Annotated in this window: 13 protein-coding genes and 1 pseudogene; 7 read left to right on the top strand and 7 right to left on the bottom strand. The window is 65.5% G+C overall.

Features of this window, described 5'->3' with window-relative positions; genetic code table 11:
• Positions 1-85 precede the first annotated feature (85 nt).
• Together EH240_RS04150 and EH240_RS04145 are read left to right on the top strand one after the other, a co-directional pair.
• Positions 86-1,789 carry an AfsR/SARP family transcriptional regulator gene (locus EH240_RS04150; protein WP_124996143.1) on the top strand — a complete coding sequence of 568 codons (1,704 nt, stop codon included), beginning with the start codon at positions 86-88 and terminating at the stop codon, positions 1,787-1,789.
• A gap of 88 nt (positions 1,790-1,877) precedes the next feature.
• Complete coding sequence (locus EH240_RS04145; RefSeq protein ID WP_245435821.1) at positions 1,878-2,363, top strand: hypothetical protein; 486 nt, start codon at positions 1,878-1,880, stop codon at positions 2,361-2,363.
• 81 nt (positions 2,364-2,444) lie between these two features.
• Here EH240_RS04145 and EH240_RS04140 read toward each other — a convergent pair.
• Positions 2,445-4,367, bottom strand: a pseudogene (locus EH240_RS04140) (iron ABC transporter permease).
• Positions 4,360-5,217: an ABC transporter substrate-binding protein gene (locus tag EH240_RS04135; RefSeq protein ID WP_124996213.1), complete on the bottom strand. Its 858-nt coding sequence runs from the start codon at positions 5,215-5,217 to the stop codon at positions 4,360-4,362. Before EH240_RS04135 ends, EH240_RS04140 begins: the two are co-directional and overlap by 8 nt.
• Positions 5,218-5,447: 230 nt before the next feature.
• Between EH240_RS04135 and EH240_RS04130 the strand changes: the two genes are divergently transcribed.
• Complete coding sequence (locus EH240_RS04130; protein ID WP_124996142.1) at positions 5,448-6,212, top strand: pseudouridine synthase; 765 nt, start codon at positions 5,448-5,450, stop codon at positions 6,210-6,212.
• 268 nt (positions 6,213-6,480) lie between these two features.
• Here EH240_RS04130 and EH240_RS04120 read toward each other — a convergent pair whose 3' ends face one another.
• The gene (locus EH240_RS04120) at positions 6,481-7,062 is read right to left on the bottom strand and encodes a histidine phosphatase family protein (protein WP_124996141.1); all 582 of its coding nucleotides are present in this window, start codon (positions 7,060-7,062) and stop codon (positions 6,481-6,483) included.
• Between the two features lie 188 nt (positions 7,063-7,250).
• On the bottom strand, positions 7,251-8,585 hold the full coding sequence (locus EH240_RS04115; RefSeq protein ID WP_124996140.1) for a dicarboxylate/amino acid:cation symporter: 1,335 nt from the start codon (positions 8,583-8,585) through the stop codon (positions 7,251-7,253).
• A 234-nt stretch (positions 8,586-8,819) separates the two neighbouring features.
• Here EH240_RS04115 and EH240_RS04110 point away from each other — a divergent pair, with 234 nt between their 5' ends.
• From EH240_RS04110 to EH240_RS04100, 3 genes are all read left to right on the top strand, one after another.
• Positions 8,820-10,679, top strand: coding sequence for a sensor histidine kinase (locus EH240_RS04110; protein WP_124996139.1), 1,860 nt, complete (start codon positions 8,820-8,822; stop codon positions 10,677-10,679).
• A complete protein-coding gene (locus EH240_RS04105) occupies positions 10,676-12,025 on the top strand; it encodes a sigma-54-dependent transcriptional regulator (RefSeq protein ID WP_124996138.1) in 1,350 nt (449 codons plus the stop codon). Before EH240_RS04110 ends, EH240_RS04105 begins: the two co-directional genes overlap by 4 nt.
• A 158-nt stretch (positions 12,026-12,183) precedes the next feature.
• Positions 12,184-12,531: a hypothetical protein gene (locus tag EH240_RS04100; protein ID WP_167483910.1), complete on the top strand. Its 348-nt coding sequence runs from the start codon at positions 12,184-12,186 to the stop codon at positions 12,529-12,531.
• Here the strand turns inward: EH240_RS04100 and ggt are convergent.
• The 3 genes from ggt to EH240_RS04085 form a co-directional block, all read right to left on the bottom strand.
• Positions 12,528-14,267: a gamma-glutamyltransferase gene (ggt, locus tag EH240_RS04095; protein ID WP_124996137.1), complete on the bottom strand. Its 1,740-nt coding sequence runs from the start codon at positions 14,265-14,267 to the stop codon at positions 12,528-12,530. The genes EH240_RS04100 and ggt overlap by 4 nt on opposite strands.
• Positions 14,268-14,506: 239 nt before the next feature.
• The gene (gene rhaI / locus EH240_RS04090) at positions 14,507-15,799 is read right to left on the bottom strand and encodes an L-rhamnose catabolism isomerase (RefSeq protein ID WP_124996136.1); all 1,293 of its coding nucleotides are present in this window, start codon (positions 15,797-15,799) and stop codon (positions 14,507-14,509) included.
• 89 nt (positions 15,800-15,888) lie between these two features.
• Complete coding sequence (locus tag EH240_RS04085; RefSeq protein WP_124996135.1) at positions 15,889-17,991, bottom strand: bifunctional rhamnulose-1-phosphate aldolase/short-chain dehydrogenase; 2,103 nt, start codon at positions 17,989-17,991, stop codon at positions 15,889-15,891.
• Positions 17,992-18,178: 187 nt separating this feature from the next.
• Here EH240_RS04085 and EH240_RS04080 point away from each other — a divergent pair, with 187 nt between their 5' ends.
• Positions 18,179-18,988 (top strand): DeoR/GlpR family DNA-binding transcription regulator, encoded by an 810-nt coding sequence (locus EH240_RS04080; protein WP_124996134.1) that lies wholly within the window; start codon positions 18,179-18,181, stop codon positions 18,986-18,988.
• Positions 18,989-18,996 lie beyond the last annotated feature (8 nt).

The raw sequence follows: 18,996 nt of genomic DNA, 5'->3' as shown, positions 1-18,996 counted from the left end.
AATCTATGTTCCGCCAGCGTTCCTCGACGGCCGATGGCCGGTGACGGCTTCGGCGCCGGCTCCCCTTCTTCCGGATGGTGCCTCAATGCGCGTTTCGATCCATCTGCTCGGCCGCTTCGCCGTCAGTGTCGATGGCCGGCCGATCCCGGCGGCCGACTGGCGGCGTGACCGCGCCGCGGCGCTGGTCAAGCTCCTCGCCTTACAACCCGCCCATCGCATGCACCGCGAGCAGGCGATGGAAACTTTCTGGCCGGACGCCGACCCCGAGGCCGCCGGAGCCAACCTGCGCAAAGCCGTCCATTTCGCGCGCCGTGCGCTCGGCGCCCATGAACTCATCGAGATCAACAACGACATCATCGCGCTTGCGCCCAATGCGGAGCTCGATATCGATATCGAAAGCTTTGAGGCAGCCGCCAGGACGGCGCTCCGAGGCAGCGACAAGAGCGCTTTCGAACGTGCGGCCGACCACTATGGTGGTAGGCTTTTGCCGGACGATCTTTTTGTCGAATGGCTCGACGCTCCCCGCGCGCAAATACAGCAGCGCTACAGCCACCTGCTGCGCATCGGCGGGCTGTGGCAGCGGCTGATCGCGCTCGATCCGGCCGACGAGCAGGCGCAATGCGCGCTGATGCAGGCCGCACTCGATGCGGGCAACCGGGTCGAGGCGATCCGCCAGTTCAACCAGCTTCGCGACAATCTGCATGCTGAGCTCGGCGTCGGGCCGAGTGCCGCGACCATCGCGCTTTACGAGAAGGCGCTGGCGCTCTCCGGCGCGGAGACCGTCAATCCCTCGGAGCGCATCCGCACCTCGCTCGCCTGGGGTCTGGTGCACCTGCAGAGCGGCGAGTTCGACAAGGCGAGCGAGATTGCCAGGCAGACCCGCGATCTTGCGCTGGCTGCCGACCTGCCGCGCGAAGTTGGCGAAGCGAGCGCGCTGCTGGGGCTTGCCTCGATGATGCGGGCGCAATGGCCGCAACTGTTCCGGTCCGAATTCATCGAATGGGTCCGCGCCAAGCCGGCCTTCGTGCAACATGTCTTCGATGGCCACCTCTGCCTGTCCGAGTTCTGTCTGTGCAGCGCCAAAGGCCATGCCGAAGTCGCAGGACTGGCTCAAGAGCTGCTCGCCGTCGCCGAGCAGGCGCAATCGAGCGCAGGACGTGGTCTCGCCTGCCTGCTTCTCGGGGAGGCGGCGCTGTTTTCGGGCGACCTCGACGAGGCCGAGCAGTTCCTCAGCGAAGCCGAGCGGCTGCTCCTGGAGGCGGATGCGGTCGCCGGCCGCGTGTTGGCCATCGAGCGGCTGGCCGAGATCGCCCTGGAGCGCGGCCAGAAATGGCGGGCCGGCCGTCTGATCCGGCGCGGCCTCGCCGATGCCGAGCGCTCATGGCTTTCGCCGCATCTTATCATGCGCATGCAGGCGCTCGCCGTGCGAGCGGCATCGACGCCGAAAATGGTGGCGGAAGAGATCCTCGCCGGCGACCGGCTGCTGACACCGGGCGCCTGCCAGCCCTGCTCGATGGCATTGCGCACCGCGTCGGCAATCGCTCTTGCCAAGGCGGGAGAGCTCCAACAGGTCGAGCGCCGCCTGAACGACGCCGAACGTATCGCCGGCATGTGGCAAGGTGGCCCTTGGGCGGCAGCGCTTTGGGAAGCGCGCGGCGTGCAGCGGCGGGAACAGAACAAGGAAGTGCGCGCGCTCGCCGCCTTCGAAGAGGCAGCCGGCCGCTACGAGGAACTCGGCCGGCCGCGCGACCAGGCCCGATGCCTGGCGCGGATGCGAAACCACGCCTGATCTTGCGCCAGAGGCCATTTGGCGGGATGGTATGGAAGGCAGCCGGGGGCGCTGGCAGGCCAGATATGCATGGCTGCTGGAAATCGAAATGTTGCGCGCTTGCCTGGCCCTTGTCGCCCTTGTTGCCTTAGTGAGGCCAACAGAAGCAGGCGAGAGGCTGCCTCGTCTCTTCGACCACTCCGATCTGGCGTCCGCCTATTCGCGCGAGTCCGATCTTGTGACCGCCTATACGACCGGAATGGCCCGCTACCGTCTTCAGCTCATGGCGCGTACCGGAACGGCCAACCTCGCCGCCCCTCTCGAACCCTCGGCTTTGCGGCCGGAGTTTCGCCAGCGGACGTGGCGTTCGGCCGATGGCAGCCTGCTGCAGGGCTTCGCCGGCAAGGGTGGCTTCCGGCTGACTGTCGGCAACTGCCTTGCCCGCATCTGCGCGGCATATGAATGCAGCGAGGCCGGCTGGCCGGTCTATGCCTGCAGCGACGGCCGCAAGCGCAGGATGTCGGTCAAGAGCTTCGTGACGGCAACCTTCGACGGCGTTCCTTACCGGCGGTTGAGCGCACCGCCGGAACCATGACCCAGCAGCGCCGGCCGCCGCTTCTCCAAAGGCCGGTGCTTTACCCCACCCAAAACGCTGCCTGCCCCGCCCGGTTGATCTTCAGTGGCGGCGCAACAGCCACATCAGCACCGGACCGCCGATGAGCGTTGCGACGAGACCGGCCGGGATCTGGCGCGGGAAGATGGCAGTGCGGCCGATCCAGTCGGCCAGGACCATGATCAGCGCCCCGGCAAGCAAGGCTCCGATGGCCTGCGGCAAGGCGCGGGCAAAGCCGAGGCGCCGGGCCAAATGCGACGCCATCAGGCCGATGAAGGTCAACGGACCGACGATCAGCGTGGCGGCGGCGGTCAGCACGGCAACCATCAGCAGCACCAGCAGCCGGATACCTGCCACATCGACGCCGAGCGCGCGCAACGCCGGCGTGCCCAGCGGCAGCATGTCGAGCTAGCGGATGAACAGCGGCGCCGTCAGCAACAGGCAAAGCGCGACCGACGCCGTCAGAACCGCCGCGCCTTGATCGACGCCATAGGTCGAGCCGGTCAGCCAGTTGATGAGAAGCATGGCGCGCGGATCGCCGGCGGCGGTGAGCACCAAGATCAATGCGTCGAAGAGGGCCGTCAGCGCGACGCCGGCAAGCAGGAGCCGCTCCGGCGCGTAGGCAGCGCGGCGGCCGATGGCAAGCATGATGAGCAAAGTTGCGAAGGCGCCGGCGGCGGCGGCCGTGGTCTGCACGGGACGGCCCGGATCGGACACGGCAAACATCGCAACCACCATGCCGAGGGCGGCGCCGGCGCTGATGCCCAGAACCTCCGGGCTTGCCATCGGATTGCCGGTCAGCCGCTGCATCATCAGCCCGGCGAGCGCCAGCATGGCGCCGGCGGAAAGCGCTGCGAGCACGCGCGGCCATCGCCAGGACAACAAGGGCTGCAGTTGATCGCCGAAGGCGAAGCTCCAGCCGTCCGGCCCGGGTCCGCAAAACAGGGCGAGACCCAGAACCACAAGCAAGGCAAGACCGATCGCCGCCAGCAGGATGCCCGAGCGCCGTATCCTGGGCAGGCGCTCCGCCGCCAGCACTGGAAGTTCGGCGCCCAGACTGAGGCGCGGCAGCAGCCACAGCAGCAGCGGCGCGCCGAGCAGCGCGGTGACGGCGCCCGTCGGCAGCAGGTTGCCCTGCGGGCCGGTCGCCAGCTGCACCGCCTGATCGGCGGCCCACAGCAACGCGGCTCCCAGAAGCGGCGCCATTACCAGCCGCTGACCGAACCGGCGCGCTCCGCCGATGCGGGCGAGCGCGGCGGCCGCGAGGCCGAGCAAAGTCAGCGGCCGCGTCATCAGGCCGATCGCCAGCGCGGAGGCGCTGAGACGCGGCAGCAGCCACAGCGTCGTTACCCAATCCTGCTGGCCGAGCGAGCCGGCGCCCCAGATGAACAGGCCCGCCAGCCATTCGTGGTTGAGCACGACCAGCGCTGCGCCGATCGCTCCGGTATAGAGGCTGACGAGGAGACCTGCGAGCACGACGGAAAGCGGCGACAAGCTCTTGTGCCAGGAGAGCGCGAGCACGGCCGCCAGGGCGGCGAAGGCGCCGGCAAGCGCCACCCATTCGCGCCCGAAGGCAAGCAGCGAGGGCGCGGCGAGCGTCGCCAGAGCCAGCGCCAGATAGGCGCCGGCGGAGACGCCGACGGTTTCGGGCGAGGCAAGCGGGTTGCGCAGCACCTGCTGCAGCACCGTGCCGGCCAAGCCGAGCGCGGCGCCGCAGAGCAGGCTGACGAAAAACCTCGGCAGGAAGGCATAGTGCACCAGCACCTGCCGCATGTCGTCGATGTCGGGCGTAAACGCTGCGTCTAGCCAGAACGCCGACGGCAGTTGGACGGATAGATTGCGAAGCGTTGCCGCTGCAGCCAGTGCGGCGAGGGCGGCGCAGAGCAGGATGGCGACAATTCGCCAATCGTGCCTGGCTGCAACCCGGCGTTTGGCGCCGGCCGCAATGTCGCGGCTCTGCGCCACGCTGCCGAAGCCTTCAGCCATGGGCTGTCATCGCTTCGGCAAGCACGCGTGCGAAGCGGGCAGCAGCGGGAAGCGCGCCAAACATCAGCACGGGAGGCAGGCGCATGATCGAGCGATTGCGCACGAAGGGCATCGCGTTCCAGACCGGGCTCTCGGTGAGCGTGCCGCCGGCTCCGGCGGGCAAGGGTTCGAGATAGGCAAGACGCGCGTCATCGACTGTCGCCAGGCCGTCGATGGCGACGGTCGAAAACCCCCAGTAGTTGGTCCCGGCGGTCCAGGCGTTGCGGATGCCGATGCGGTCGAGCACATCCTGGAACAGGCTCATCCGGCCGTAGACGCGCACGTTGCGCGGATCCATGAAGGACACGACATAGACCGGCCTTGCGGCGAGCGGCGCCAGTTCCCGTCCGACTTTTGCCTCGGTCGCTTCGATCAGCGCCTCGCCTTCGGCTTCCCGACCGACTAGGCCGGCAAGCTTTCGAGTGGCTTCGACGGCATTGCGATAAGGCTGCCCGTTGTCCGTGTAGATGCCGATCGTCGTCACCGGCGCGACGCGCTCGAGCAGCGGCTTGATGCCATCGAGATAGGGGGTGGTGAGGATGACGTCGGGCTTGAGCTGCTGAAGAAATTCGAGATTGGGCTCGAGCAGCGTGCCGATATCGGCGACCTCCGGCGGCAGCGCCGGCTCGACCACCCACTCCTCCCAGACCTTGCGGTCGGCGATGGCGACCGGCCTGACACCGAGCATCAGCAAGGTCTCGGCCAAGCCGTCGTCGAGGCAGACGATGCGCAACGGCCGCGCCGTCGCATTAACCGGCCGGATGGCCCCGAAAGGTAGTGCGAAAAGCCCAAGCGCGGCGCGCCGGGTCATGCGGGAAGGCTGACGCCTACGCACGCCGGTTCTTGTCCCGAGTGCTGGCGAACAGTCTGCCAAGGCGCCGGCGAGGCCATGATTGTCCGTCACGATCCCCGCTCCTTCTCCCACATGCCAGGTTTTCGAAATCCATCATCGAGCCGGTTGACTACGAAACATGAATTCAACAGTCAACATTAAGCCTGTCAGGTTGCGCATGCGTCGCGTTGCATGGCATCTGTCGGCCGATGACACGCAAGCCTGTACGACCGTCTGCCGAACTCGCGCGACGACCCATCGCCGGGAAAGTCAGCCTCAACCGGGCGCTGTCGAAGCTTGGATTCTGCTCGCGCAAGCAGGCCGAGCTCATGATCGGCGAGGGACGCGTGCGCGTTGCCGGCAAGGTGGCGCGCGACCCGTCGCTGCGCGTCTATCCAGATCGCGATCGCATCACAGTCGATGGCGCGCAGGTCGCCGCGGAGCGAAAAGTCTATCTGATGCTCAACAAGCCGCGCGGGCTGGTCACCACGCGCGACGATCCCGAAGGGCGAGGCACCGTCTATGACTGTCTTACCGATTTAGAGCTGCCCTTCGTTTCGGCGGTCGGACGCCTCGACAAGGCAAGCGAAGGTCTGCTCTTGATGACCAACGACACGCGCTGGGCGAACGGCCTGCTCGACCCCGCCTCGCATGTCGCCAAGACCTATCACGTGCAGATCGCTTCCGCCCCTGACGAAGCGATGCTCGAGCGGTTCCGCACTGGTGCAGTCGTCGACGGAGAATTGCTGACAGCAAGCTCGATCGAGCTCTTGCGCAGCGGCGGACGCACGGCGTGGCTGGAGATCGTGCTCGACGAAGGCCGCAACCGCCAGATCCGCCGCCTGCTCGGCGCTTTCGACGTCGAGGTGCTGAGGCTGGTGCGGGTGGCGATCGGGCGGCTGCAGCTTGGCGAGCTGGCGAAAGGCAAGGCGCGGCATCTGACGGCCGAGGAGCTGGCGATGCTTTCAGCTTAGCTTTTTGACACAATGGTTTCGAAGCTCCCCTAACGTCGTCATCCTTGGGCGTAGCGCCGCGAAGCGGTGCGAAGACCCAAGGATCCATGCCGTGACCTTAGCCAAGAGCGCGGCGGAGCAGAATTCTGGACCGTCGCAACTCGTCGAAGCCACGGCATGGATCCTATGGTCTGCGCCGCGTCGCTTCGCTCCTTGCTCCGCCATAGGATGACGAGGCGTAAGGCGTTTCGCCCAATCTCCAAGGCATCCGATGTGCTATCCGGCCGGACTAATTCTGGTTCCATCGCCGGATGACAGGCTCGGTCAGATCGTGCTCATAGCCGAGGATGCTGAGGCTGGCGGTATCGAACACGAAGTGCGCGCCGCCCTGAGGTGGGAGGCCGACCCAGCGCGCCGCAAGCACGCGCAGGAAATGCCCACTGGAAAAAATGAGCACATTGCCGGCGACGGCGCGCAGTCCGGCGATGATCGCGTCGGCCCTGGAGCCGACATCGGCTGCCGCCTCGCCGCCCGGACAGCCGTCGCGAAACAGCTGCCAGCCGGGGCGCCCGGCAAGGATCTCCTTCGTCGTTACGCCTTCATAGGCGCCATAGTCCCATTCCTGCAGGTCCGGCTTCTTCACGGCGCGTTCGCCGAAGCCGGCGAGCCGGCAGGTGTCGAAGGCGCGCTGCGACGGGCTGGACCAGACCGCCTGGAAGGTCAGGCCCGCGAGGCGACCGGCAATGGCGCGCGCTGCCTCCTCGCCTCTCGCGGTCAGCGGAATGTCGGTGCGGCCGGTGTGCTTGCCCGATGCGCTCCATTCCGTTTCGCCATGACGGAGAAGGTAGATCTCGGGAAACGCGCTGCTCATCGACCGCCCTCACGGCTGAATGGTTACACCGGCGGGAAAACCGGCCCGCGCACCCTATGCGGCGTCCGATAAAAAGAACAGGCCGCGGCAGAGCCGCGGCCTGTTCGGCATCGGGAGGATGCCTCTTTTGTTGGCGCAATTCCGGACGGAAAACCGGTGGACACTTTTCCTGGAACTGCTTCGGTCGCTCAGGCGGGCTGCAGGCCGCCTGACAGCGCGAGGTCTGCTTCTTCCGGCAGCTGGCCGGCCATGGCGGCTGCGAACTGCTTCTGGTCGAGCTCGCCTTCCCAGCGCGCCACGACGACGGTCGCCACCGCGTTGCCGACGAAGTTGGTCAGCGCGCGGCACTCCGACATGAAGCGGTCGACGCCGAGGATCAGCGCCATGCCGGCGACCGGCACCGAAGGCACGACCGAGAGCGTGGCGGCCAAAGTGATGAAGCCGGCGCCGGTGATGCCGGCGGCACCCTTTGAGCTCAGCATGGCGACGAGCAGCAGCAGGATCTGGTCGCCGAAGGTGAGCGGCGTGTCGGTCGCCTGGGCGATGAACAGCGCTGCCAGCGTCATGTAGATGTTGGTGCCGTCGAGGTTGAAGGAATAGCCGGTCGGAATGACCAGGCCGACCACCGAGCGGTTGCAGCCGGCGCGTTCCATCTTGGCCATCAAGCCGGGAAGCGCTGCTTCCGAGGATGAGGTGCCGAGCACCAGCAGCAGCTCTTCCTTGATGTAGCGGATCAGCGCCAGGATGGAGAAGCCGTTGTACCATGCGACGGCGCCGAGCACGACCAGCACGAAGAGCAGCGACGTCAGGTAGAAAGTGCCGATCAGCAAGGCGAGGTTGGCGATCGTGCCGATGCCGTATTTGCCGACGGTGAAGGCCATGGCGCCGAAGGCGCCGATGGGGGCAGCCTTCATCAGGATGGCGACGAGGCGGAAGATCGGCGCGGTGAGCGCCTGCAGGAAATCGACCACCGGGCGGCCGCGGTCGCCGACGAGCGCCAGCGCCACGCCGAACAGCACCGAGAAGAACAGCACCTGCAGGATGTCGCCCTGGGCGAAGGCGCCGGTGATGGTGTCGGGGATGATGTTCATCAGGAAGCCGACGATCGTCGTGTCATGCGCCTTCTCGGTGAAGGTCGAGATCTTCGAGGCGTCGAGGGTCGCCGGGTTGATGTGCATGCCGGCGCCAGGCTGGACGACATTGGAGACGACCAGGCCGACGACGAGCGCCAGCGTCGAGAAGATGAGGAAATAGATCATCGCCTTGCCGGCGACGCGACCGACCTTGTGCAGGTCGGAGACACCGGCGATGCCGGTCGCGACCGTCAGGAAGATCACCGGCGCGATGACCATCTTGACCAGCTTGATGAAGGCGTCGCCAAGCGGCTTCAGCGAGGCGCCGATGTCGGGATAGAAATGGCCGAGCAGGATGCCGGCGGCGATCGCCACCAGGACCTGCACGTAGAGATGCCGGTAAAAGGGAATTTTGCCGCGCGGTTCCGCGGCAGCGATAGCCGTCTGCATGATATCCTCCGTTCAGCCCCGATCGAGAAGCTCGACCTCCCGGGGCATTTGACCTCCACAGCCTCGCGGCTGCTGCGTAAGCATTTGCAACGCGCGTGCCAGATTCGAGCCGACGGCATTTCAGACTGATTTCATTCAACTTTTTGGCTTGAAAGATTTTCTGTCCAAGATACCGCGTGCGGCGATCCGCATAGGTCGAATTGTGCTTTGTGCGAAATCATGCACAAATGCGGCATGCTGCAACGCTCCGCCGCTCCCCTGACACCCGAACTGCTTGCCGGGCGGGCGCGGCGCGCCTGGCTGCTGTTTGCAGCGATAGCGTTGCTGATCGTTGCCGCAGCACTCTACGGCGCCGGCCTCTATGGCCGCTCGACCGAGATCGAGGCGCTGGCCGCTCAGGGACGCACCGACGCCAATCTCAAGGTCGCGCTGCTGCGCGCGGTGCTGGAGAATCCGCGCGCGCTGCCGCTGCTTCTGTCCGAGGACCAGCAGGTGCATGATGCACTGACCGAGCGCAGCCCCGCCGCGATCGACGTGCTCAATCGCAAGCTCGAAGGGCTGGTTTCCGGCACCAAGGCCTCGGTGCTTTATGTTACCGGCACGGACGGGCTGGCCATCGCTTCGAGCAACTGGCGCGAGCCGGTGAGCTTCGTCGGCAACGACTACGGCTTTCGCGCCTATTTCTCGGGGGCCATGCAGTCCGGCACAGCCGAGTATTTCGCGCTCGGCAATGTCAGCAAGCGGCCGGGCCTCTACATTTCGCGCCGCGTCGGCAGCGCGGCCGCCCCACTCGGCGTCGTCGTGGTCAAGATGGAGTTCGACCAGCTCGAGGCCGACTGGCACGAGGCGAACCGCCCGGCCTATGTCAGCGACGAGCATGGCGTGGTGCTGATCACAAGCGTGCCCTCCTGGCGCTTCATGACGACGGCGCCGCTTGGCCAGCCGGTGCTTGCCGGGATCCGGGCAAGCCAGCAATTTGGCGACGCGCCGCTGGTGCCTTTGCCGATCACGAGGCCGCGACCGCTCAGCCCCGATGTCGCGCTCGTCCATGCCATCACGCCTGGCGGCAGCGACGCGGAATATCTGCGGCTAGCCACGGCCGTGCCCTCGACGCCGTGGCGGCTCGACTATCTCGTTCCGGCGGAGGCGCCCATCGCCTCGGCCCAGCGCGAAATGCGGCTCTTGGCGCTCGGCGTCCTCGTCCCGCTCCTTGCGTTAGCCGCCTATCTGTTGTGGCGCCGGCAGTCCGCCCAGATGCGGATTGCCGCCGAGCAGGCGGCGCGCGCGGAGCTCGAACGCCGCGTCGTCGAGCGCACCCAGGATCTGAGCCTCGCGCGAGACCGGCTGCAGGCCGAGATCGCCGATCACCGCAGCACCGAAGCGAGACTGCAGGTCATGCAGCAGGATCTGGTGCAGGCCAACCGTCTTGCGACCCTCGGCCAGGTTGCCGCGGGCGTCGCGCATGAGATCAACCAGCCGGTCGCCACCATTCGCGCCTATGCGGACAACGCCCGCGTCTTCCTGGAGCGCAAGCAGAGCGCGCCGGCCGAGGAAAACCTCGACGCGATTGCAGCGCTTACCGAGCGCATCGGCTCCATCACCGAAGAGCTGAAAGCCTTCGCGCGCAAGGGTCGTACCGCCGCCGAGCCGGTCGAGCTGCGCAGCGTCATCGAGGGTGCGGTCGTATTGCTCAGGAGCCGTTTTGCCGGGCGACTGGAGGCGCTGGCGATCACGCTGCCGCCACCGGCGCTCAAGGTGATGGGCAACCGGCTGCGGCTCGAACAGGTGCTGATCAACCTGTTCCAGAACGCGCTGGAAGCCCTGGAAGGCCGCGACGGTGCGCGGGTCGAAGTGTCCGCCGCGGAAACCGCCGACGGCGTTGCTCTGATCGTGTCCGATAACGGCCCAGGCATCCCGCCCGCGATCCTGAAATCGCTGTTCACACCGTTCAACACGTCGAAGGAAAGGGGGCTCGGGCTCGGCCTGGTCATCTCGAAAGATATCGTCGCCGATTATGGCGGCCGCATCGATGTGGCAAGCAGCGGCAGCGGCACCCGCTTCACCATCCATCTCTCGAAGGCTGGCGCGACATGACGAACGGCAATCCGGTCATCCTGATCGACGACGACAGCGAACTGCTCAAGGCGACAAAACAGACGCTGGAGCTTGCCGGTTTTGACGTGTCTGCCTTTTCCTCGGCAAGCGAGGCCCTTGCCGGCCTCGATGCCGGCTTTGCCGGCGTCTTGGTGTCAGACATCCGCATGCCCGAAATGGATGGCCTGCAGCTCTTCGACCGCGTGGTTGACCTCGACCCGGATATCCCCGTCATTCTGGTCACCGGGCATGGCGACATCGCCATGGCGGTCAAGGCGATCAAGGATGGCGCCTATGATTTCATCACCAAGCCGTTCGCGGCCGACCGGCTGGCGCAAAGTGTATGGCGCGCGGCGGAGAAACGCCGCCTTGTGATGGAGAACCGCTCCTTACGCGAGGCGGCCGAGCAGGCGCAGGAAGGCCTGCCGCTGATCGGCCAGACGCCGGCCATGGAGCGGCTGCGCCGCACGCTCAGACAAATTGCCGACACCGATGTCGACGTGCTGGTGACCGGCGAGACCGGCTCCGGCAAAGAAGTGGTGGCGAGCCTGCTGCACCGCTGGAGCCGCCGCGCCAAGGGCAATTTCGTAGCGCTCAATTGCGGCACGCTGCCGGAGACGGTGATCGAGAGCGAGTTGTTCGGCCATGAGGCCGGCGCCTTCACCGGCGCGCAGAAGAAGCGGATCGGGCGCATCGAGCATTCGAGCGGCGGCACACTGTTCCTCGACGAGATCGAAAGCATGCCGCCTTCGACGCAGGTGCAGATGCTGCGCGTGCTGGAAATGCGCGAGGTGACGCCGCTTGGCACCAACGAGGTTCGGCCGGTCGATCTGCGCGTCGTCGCCGCCGCCAAGGTCGATCTCGGCGACGCGAGCCAGCGCGGCGCTTTCCGCGAGGACCTCTACTATCGGCTCAATGTGGTGACGCTTTCGATCCCACCCCTGCGCGAGCGCCGGGACGACGTGCCGCTGCTGTTCGGCTATTTCGCGGAGCGCGCCGCCGCCCGCTTCCACCGCCCCGTGCCTGCGGCGCCGGCGGCCGTCCAGCGTCATCTGAGGGAACACGACTGGCCCGGCAATGTCCGCGAGCTCGCCCATTTCGCCGAGCGCTTCGTGCTCGGACTGGAGGAGATCGGCGGCTACCCTTCCCCTCAGCCGACCGACTCGGATGCCTCCATGCCCTTGCCGGAACGGCTGGAGCGCTACGAGGCCGAGATCATCCGCGAGACACTTGGTCGCAACGACGGCGATGTACGGCGCACGATCGAGGCGCTCGGCATCCCGCGCAAGACCTTCTACGATAAGCTGCAGCGGCACGGCATCGTGCGCAGCGATTTTTCCAGATAGATCAAGCCTGTGGAACCGGAGCGCATCCTCGGTCGTTGAGCCTGTCCAGGAAACCGTGGCACGTTGGCACCAGCCGTACGGCGAACGCATGACAGCGATGGCGTTGCCGGTTGCCATCGGCAAGCGTTGATGGTTTGTTGCCGCTCAGCGGAGAACGAATGATGCGCGAATCCCTCGGTCAAGACGAATATGGCTCGGCCAGCCCCTTCGATCCGGACGATCTGCCGAATCTCAACGCCATGGGGCCGGCGATGGGCAGCGGCAACGATTTCGAGAAATACGCCGTCGCCGTCATCATCGTGTTCGGAGCACTGATCATCGGCGGCCTGATGGCCGCCTCGATGACTTTCGGCCACCGCAACGGCTTCCTGTTCGCGCTCGGCGGCGCCACGTCGGCCTGGATCTCCGGCAACGCGCTGCTGCTCGACCGGCCGCGCATCTATGCGCTGTTCGTCGGCATCGCCGCGGTGTTGCTCATCGCCTCAACCGTCACGCTGGTCATCTAATATCCAAGCGCCTCGCCGGAAGCGGCGCGGCTGTCGATGGCGCCGTTGTAGCGCGCGCCGCCGCCCTTCCCGATTTCCGCCAGGCTTTTGCCGCCGACCAGGATGCCGGCCGCCTGGCCCCAGGTCTGGTCGCCGAGGTCGAGGTGATAGCCCATGCCGGCCAGCAGCCTTTCGGTGTCGGGCGAAAGCCCGAACGGTTCGACATAGATGGTGTCAGGCAGCCATTGATGGTGGATGCGCGGCGCGTCGATCGCCTCCTGGATGTTCATGCCGTGGTCGACGACGTTGACGATCGCCTCCAGCGTGATGGTGATGATGCGTGAGCCGCCCGGGCTGCCGATGACCATGAACGGCTTGCCGTCCTTGGTGACGATCGTCGGGCTCATCGAGGACAGCGGCGTCTTCTTCGGCTTGATGGCATTGGCCTCGCCCTGGACCAAGCCGTAAAGGTTGGGCACGCCCGGCTTCTGGGTGAAATCGTCCATCTCGTTGTTGAGCAGGATACCGGTGCCGTCGGCGACGACGCCGGCGCCAAACGAGCCGTTGAGCGTATAGGTCACCGCCACCGCATTGCCGTCATTGTCGATGATCGAGTAGTGGGTGGTCTCCTTCGACTCGCCGAAGTCTTTAGGCATCAGATCCTTCGAGACGCCGGCACGGAATGGGTCGATCTTGTCGCGGATTTGTTTGGCGTAAGCTTTGTCGAGCAGTTTTGAGACCGGATTGTCGACGAAATCCGGGTCGCCCAGCGCCGAATTGCGGTCGACATAGGCGTAGCGCATCGCCTCGACCATGACGTGGACCGTCTCGGCAGAGCCGGCGCCGAGATAAGACAGCGGATAATCCTCCAGCACGTTGAGGATCTCGCAGATGATCACGCCGCCAGAGCTCGGCGGCGGCGAGGAGATGATCTCGTAGCCGCGATAGGAGCAGGTCACGGGCTTCAGCTCGCGCACCGTATATTGCTCGAAATCGGCCTTGGCGAGGATGCCGCCCTTGGCGCCGCTGGCCTTGACGATGGCATCGGCGATGCCGCCCTTGTAGAAGGCGTCGGCTCCCTTCTCGGAGATCGCCGAAAGCGAAGCGGCGAGATCCGGCTGCACCAGTCGCTCGCCAATGCCGTAGGTCTTGCCATCCGGTTTCAGGAAGATGGCCGCCGCCGCCGGGTCCTTCGCCAGCCGCGCGGCGCTGCCCGCGAAAGAAGCGGCGTCGCCCTGGTTAAGGACGAAGCCGTCCCTGGCATAGGCAATGGCCGGCGCCATCAGATCCTGCCTGGACAGCGTGCCGTATTTTTCGCGCGCCATCTCGAAGCCCGCGACCGAACCTGGCACACCGACGGCAAGATAGCCGTCGAGGCTGGCGCCCTTCACCGGCTTGCCCTCCTTGTCGAGATACATGGTCTTGGTCGCGGCAAGCGGCGCGCGCTCGCGGAAGTCGATGAAGGTCGAACGGCCATCCTTCAGCCGGATGGTCATGAACCCGCCGCCGCCGATATTGCCGGCGTTGGGATAGACCACGGCCAGCGCATAGCCGACGGCAATCGCCGCATCGACCGCGTTGCCTCCCTTCTTCAGCACCTCGACGCCGACTTCGGTGGCGAGATGCTGGGCCGTCACCACCATGCCGTGCTCGCCCTTGGCCGGGGCGGGCGAGGCGGCGAAGACTGCGGCCGGAAGTGTAAAGGCAACGGTGAGAGAAAGGCTGACGGCGATCAGCGTCCGGCGGGTGATATGCATGGCGGGGCTCCGGGGTGTGGGGTTGCCTAGGAAAAACCCTCGGAGCGCGTTAGTCCAATAACAATTGAAGTAGCGCCTGGCAGAGCCCCCTCACCCGGATTGCCAACCGAATTGCGAAGGGGAATTCAGGGCAATCCGACCTCTCCCCAAGGGGAGAGGAGCTTGTGGGCGCCGATGCCAACCTCTTCTCCCCTCGGGGGAGAAGGTGGCCGCGAAGCGGCCGGATGAGGGGGAGCGTGTCAGACGATGCCGCCGCCGCCGCTGGCGACGGCCGGCCGCTCCGCCGCCACCTTCGCCCGATACCCGGCCTCGCGATAGACAGCGACCGGATCGATCGCGCCACTGGTCCTGAGGCGCGCCATGGCGAGGATCGGCTCGACATCGGTGCGGTAGGCGCTTTTCAGCGTCTGCGTCGCGATCAGCGCATCGTTCTCTTCCTGAAAACCTTCGAGCGCCGTGCGGTCGACCAGCAGCGCCTGCGCATAGGCGCGCTGCACCTCGACCGCCGACAGCATCAGGCTCTCGATCGGATCGGTGACGTTGTGGCTCTGGTCGAGCATATGCGCGGGATTGAATCCTTTCGCGCCCGAAAGCTCGGCATCGACCAGCTCGTTGAAGACCAGGAACAGCCGGTACGGATCGATCGAGCCGGCATCGAGGTCGTCATCGCCGTATTTGGAATCGTTGAAATGGAAGCCGCCCAATTTGCCGAACTGGATCAGTCGCGACACGATCATCTCGATGTTGACGTTGGGCGCATGGTGACCGAGGTCGACCAGACAGAAGGCCTTGTCGCCGAGCTCCTTGGCGATGATGTAATTAGTGCCCCAATCCTGCACGACCGTCGAATAGAAAGCCGGCTCGTACATCTTGTGCTCGGTGAACAGCCGCCAGTCGTCGGGCAGACCGGCGTAGATCTCGCGCATGGCGTCGAGATAGCGCTCGAAGGCCCGTGCGAAATTGACCTGGCCGGGGAAGTTCGAGCCGTCGCCGATCCACACCGTCAGCGCCTTGGAGCCGAGCGTCTTGCCGATCTCGATGCATTCGAGATTGTGCTCGATCGCCTGCCGGCGCGTGCCGGCGTCGGCGTGCGACAGCGAGCCGAACTTGTAGGAGAGTTTTTGGTCCTTGGCGTCGGAGAAGGTATTGGAGTTCATGGCGTCGAAGCCGAGGCCGAAGCGGGACGCGGCCTGCTTCAGCCGGTTCGGCTCGGCTTTGTCCCACGGGATATGCAGCGAGACGGTCGGCGTCGCCTGGGTGAGTTGAGCGATGACGGCGCAGTCCTCTATCTTGTCGAAGATATCGCGCGGCTCGCCGGGGCCCGGGAAGCGTGCAAAGCGCGTGCCGCCGGTGCCGACGCCCCAGGACGGGATCGCCACGCCGAATTTTTCCACCTTGTCGCGGATGGCGTCGATGGCGATGCCCCGCCGGTCGAGGCGCTCGCCGAGCGATTGATAGTCGCGCTCGAGTTCGGCCTTGCGCGCCGCGTTGTGCTTGGCGACGAGGTCGGCGGAGATGATGGTTTCGGACACTGCAATTTCCTCCCAGTACTCGTTCGGCCGGCGCTGCCCCTCATCCGCCTGCCGGCACCTTCTCCCCGTAGAACGGGGAGAAGGAAGGGCTACCGCGTAAAGCTCTGCGCGTTGCCGGCATCGACATTGATGATGTTGCCGGTCGACTTGGCTGACATGTCGGAGGCGAAGAAGTAGATCGCTTCCGCAATGTCCTCCGGGAAGACCGATCGCTTCAGCATCGAGCGCGAACGGTAGTGCTCTTCCAGATCGTCGGTCGACATCTTGTAGGCGGCGGCGCGCTGTTCCTTCCACTCGCCGGACCAGATCTTGGAGCCGCGCAGCACCGCGTCCGGATTGACGACGTTGACCCTGATCTGCGCCTCCGCCCCTTCCAGCGCCAGGCAGCGCGCCAGATGGATCTCGGCCGCCTTTGCGGTGCAGTAAGCGGCGGCGTTGGGCGAAGCGGCAAGCCCGTTCTTGGAGGCGACGAAGACGACGTTGCCACCGATCTTCTGCGCGCGGAACAGCCGGAACGCCTCGCGCGAGACGAGGAAATAGCCAGTGGACAGGATGTCCATGTTCTTGTTCCACAGCGCCAGCGTGGTCTCCTCGATGGGAGCGGAGGAGGCGAGACCGGCGTTGGAGACCAGAATGTCGATGCCGCCGAATTCGACCGAAGTTTCGGCAAAGCCCGAGGCGACCTGATCTTCCGAAGTAACGTCGATCCGCATCGGCCGGATGAAGTCTTTTCCGTAGGCCTTCGACAGCTCTTCGTGGGCGCCGGCGAGCGCCGCTTCGTCGATGTCCGCGAGCACCACGCAGGCGCCTTCACGCAGCAGGCGGTTGGCGGCGGCGCGGCCGATGCCGCCGGCGCCGCCGGTGACCAGCGCGATCTGGCCGGCCAGCGCCTTCGGCTTCGGCAGCCGCAGAAGCTTCGCCTCCTCGAGCAGCCAGTATTCGATGTCGAAGGCTTCTTGCGCGGGCAGGCCGACATAGGACGAGACGGTCGAGGCGCCGCGCATGACGTTGATGGCGTTGACGTAGAACTCGCCGGAGATGCGGGCCGTCGCCTTGTCGCCGGCGAAAGTGAACATGCCGACGCCGGGCATCAGATAGACAACGGCATTGGGATCGCGAATGGCGGGCGAGTCCGCGTGCTTGCAGCTGTCGTAGTAAGCCTGGTAGCCGACACGATAGGCGGCAATGTCGTCTGCCAGACGCGCGATGACGGCGTCGACGTCCGGCTTTGCCGGATCGAACTCGATCACCAGCGGCCGGATCTTGGTGCGCAGGAAATGATCCGGGCACGAGGTGCCCAGCGCCGCCAGCGGTCGCAGGTCTTTCGAATTGACGAACTCCAGCACCGCCGGCTGATCGTCGAAATGGCCGAGCTTGTGGCTCTTTTCGGAGATCAGGCCGCGGATCCTCGGCATCAGTTTCGCGGCAATGGCGCGGCGCGCCGGCGCGTCGAGCGACTTCACCACCTCGCCGCCGAAGATCGCCTTGCCTTGCGACTTGCGCTCGAACCAGTCGATCGCCTGGTTGATCACCGAGATCGTCGTCTCGTAGCACGCCTTCGGCGTGTCGCCCCAGGTGAACAGGCCGTGGCTTTCGAGCACCACGCCCTTGGCATCGGGATTTTCGAGGCAGAATTTCTCCAGCCACAGGCCGAGCTCGAAGCCCGGCCGCTTCCAGGGCAGCCAGCCGATGGCGTCGCCGAAGACTTCCTTCGTGATCGCCCTGGAATCCTTGGCGGCGGCAATGGCTATGATCGCATCGGGATGCATGTGGTCGACATGAGGCTTCGGCACGAAGGCATGCAGCGGCGTGTCGATCGAGGCCGCGCGTGGGTTAAGACTGAATGTACAGTGGGGCAGGTAGCCCACCATCTGATCTTCATGCTCGACGCCGCGATAGAGGCCCTTCAGCGCGCGCAACTTTTCCATGTAGAGGGTGGCGAAGCCGTCGAGCTTGATCGAGGCGCTGTCGCCGCCCGAGCCCTTGACCCAAAGCACCTCGACATCCTCTCCGGTGAGCGGGTCCTTCTGCCAGACCTTGGAGGAGGTGTTGCCGCCGCCGTAGTTGGTGACGCGCTTGTCGGAGCCGAGCGTGTTCGAGCGATAGACCAGAAGCTCGGGGCCGCTCATCCCTTCGACTTTTGCATCGTCCCACAGATTGGCGAGGCGCGAGCCGGAGCGCTTGTCGAGCATAGGTGTATCCTCCCTTGGGACGCAAAAAGGCGCGGTCCATTTTGGCGGGAATGTCTACGCAACAGACGCTCTTGTCAATCACAAACGATCAATATCGATCATATTGCACTGCACAATGAAAATATTTGATCGGAAATGATTGACACTGCGCGTTGTGAGTGCCTAGATGGCCAGGCAGGGAGGAACCATGCACGAAAAAGAGCGCCACAGGATCATTCTGTCCGCCGTCCAGGAAAAGCCTGTGGTGACGGTGCAGGAGATGGTCGACCTGACGGACTCCTCCGAGGCGACGATCCGGCGCGATATCGCGGCCCTCCACGTGCAAAAACGCCTGCGCCGCGTGCGCGGCGGCGCCGAGGCGATCTCGCCGCCGCAGTTCATCGGCCTTGCCGGCCGGCCCTTCTCGGTCAACGAGACGCTGAACGCCGCGCAGAAGCGGGCGATCGCGCGGGAAGCGGTGGACCTGTGCAAGGACGGCGAGCCGATCATCATCAATGGCGGCACCACCACCTTCCAGATGGTGCATTTCCTGACCGGACGCCGCATGCCGATCTTCACCAACTCCTTCCCGATCGCCGAGCACCTGCTCAAACATTCGAAGAACACGGTGATGCTGTCGGGCGGAACGATCTACCGCGAGCAGAACATCATCCTGTCACCCTTCGACAATGACGTGACGCGCAACTTCTATGCGCGCCGCATGTTCATGGGCGCGCAGGGGCTTGGGCCGCTCGGGCTGATGGAAGGCGATCCGCTGTTGATCCAGGCCGAGCAGAAGCTGATCGATCAGGCCGACGAATTGGTGGTGCTGGTCGATTCCTCGAAATTCCGCATGCGCTCCAGCCTGATCCTGTGCGGGCTGTCGCGCATCGCGACCGTGATCACCGACGACGGCATCGAGGACCGCGAGGCCAAGATGCTGGAAACCGCGGGCGTGGCGCTGGTCGTCGCCCGCAAGCAGTCAAGCGACAAGGAAGAATCTTCACTGCAGGCCTGAGGAGAACT

Source organism: Mesorhizobium tamadayense, from assembly GCF_003863365.1.
GTDB classification, from domain to species: domain Bacteria; phylum Pseudomonadota; class Alphaproteobacteria; order Rhizobiales; family Rhizobiaceae; genus Mesorhizobium; species Mesorhizobium tamadayense.
The sequence above is the reverse complement of the archived record's forward strand: the minus strand, read 5'-3'. Positions and strand labels throughout refer to the sequence as shown.

Bases quoted from the DNA above. Each gene is read 5' to 3' on its own strand.
- EH240_RS04150 (WP_124996143.1), top strand. From the start codon at position 86: ATGCGCGTTTCGATCCATCTGCTCGGCCGCTTCGCCGTCAGTGTCGAT.
- EH240_RS04145 (WP_245435821.1), top strand. From the start codon at position 1,878: ATGTTGCGCGCTTGCCTGGCCCTTGTCGCCCTTGTTGCCTTAGTGAGG.
- EH240_RS04135 (WP_124996213.1), bottom strand. From the start codon at position 5,217: ATGACCCGGCGCGCCGCGCTTGGGCTTTTCGCACTACCTTTCGGGGCC.
- EH240_RS04130 (WP_124996142.1), top strand. From the start codon at position 5,448: ATGACACGCAAGCCTGTACGACCGTCTGCCGAACTCGCGCGACGACCC.
- EH240_RS04120 (WP_124996141.1), bottom strand. From the start codon at position 7,062: ATGAGCAGCGCGTTTCCCGAGATCTACCTTCTCCGTCATGGCGAAACG.
- EH240_RS04115 (WP_124996140.1), bottom strand. From the start codon at position 8,585: ATGCAGACGGCTATCGCTGCCGCGGAACCGCGCGGCAAAATTCCCTTT.
- EH240_RS04110 (WP_124996139.1), top strand. From the start codon at position 8,820: ATGCTGCAACGCTCCGCCGCTCCCCTGACACCCGAACTGCTTGCCGGG.
- EH240_RS04105 (WP_124996138.1), top strand. From the start codon at position 10,676: ATGACGAACGGCAATCCGGTCATCCTGATCGACGACGACAGCGAACTG.
- EH240_RS04100 (WP_167483910.1), top strand. From the start codon at position 12,184: ATGATGCGCGAATCCCTCGGTCAAGACGAATATGGCTCGGCCAGCCCC.
- ggt (WP_124996137.1), bottom strand. From the start codon at position 14,267: ATGCATATCACCCGCCGGACGCTGATCGCCGTCAGCCTTTCTCTCACC.
- EH240_RS04085 (WP_124996135.1), bottom strand. From the start codon at position 17,991: ATGCTCGACAAGCGCTCCGGCTCGCGCCTCGCCAATCTGTGGGACGAT.
- EH240_RS04080 (WP_124996134.1), top strand. From the start codon at position 18,179: ATGCACGAAAAAGAGCGCCACAGGATCATTCTGTCCGCCGTCCAGGAA.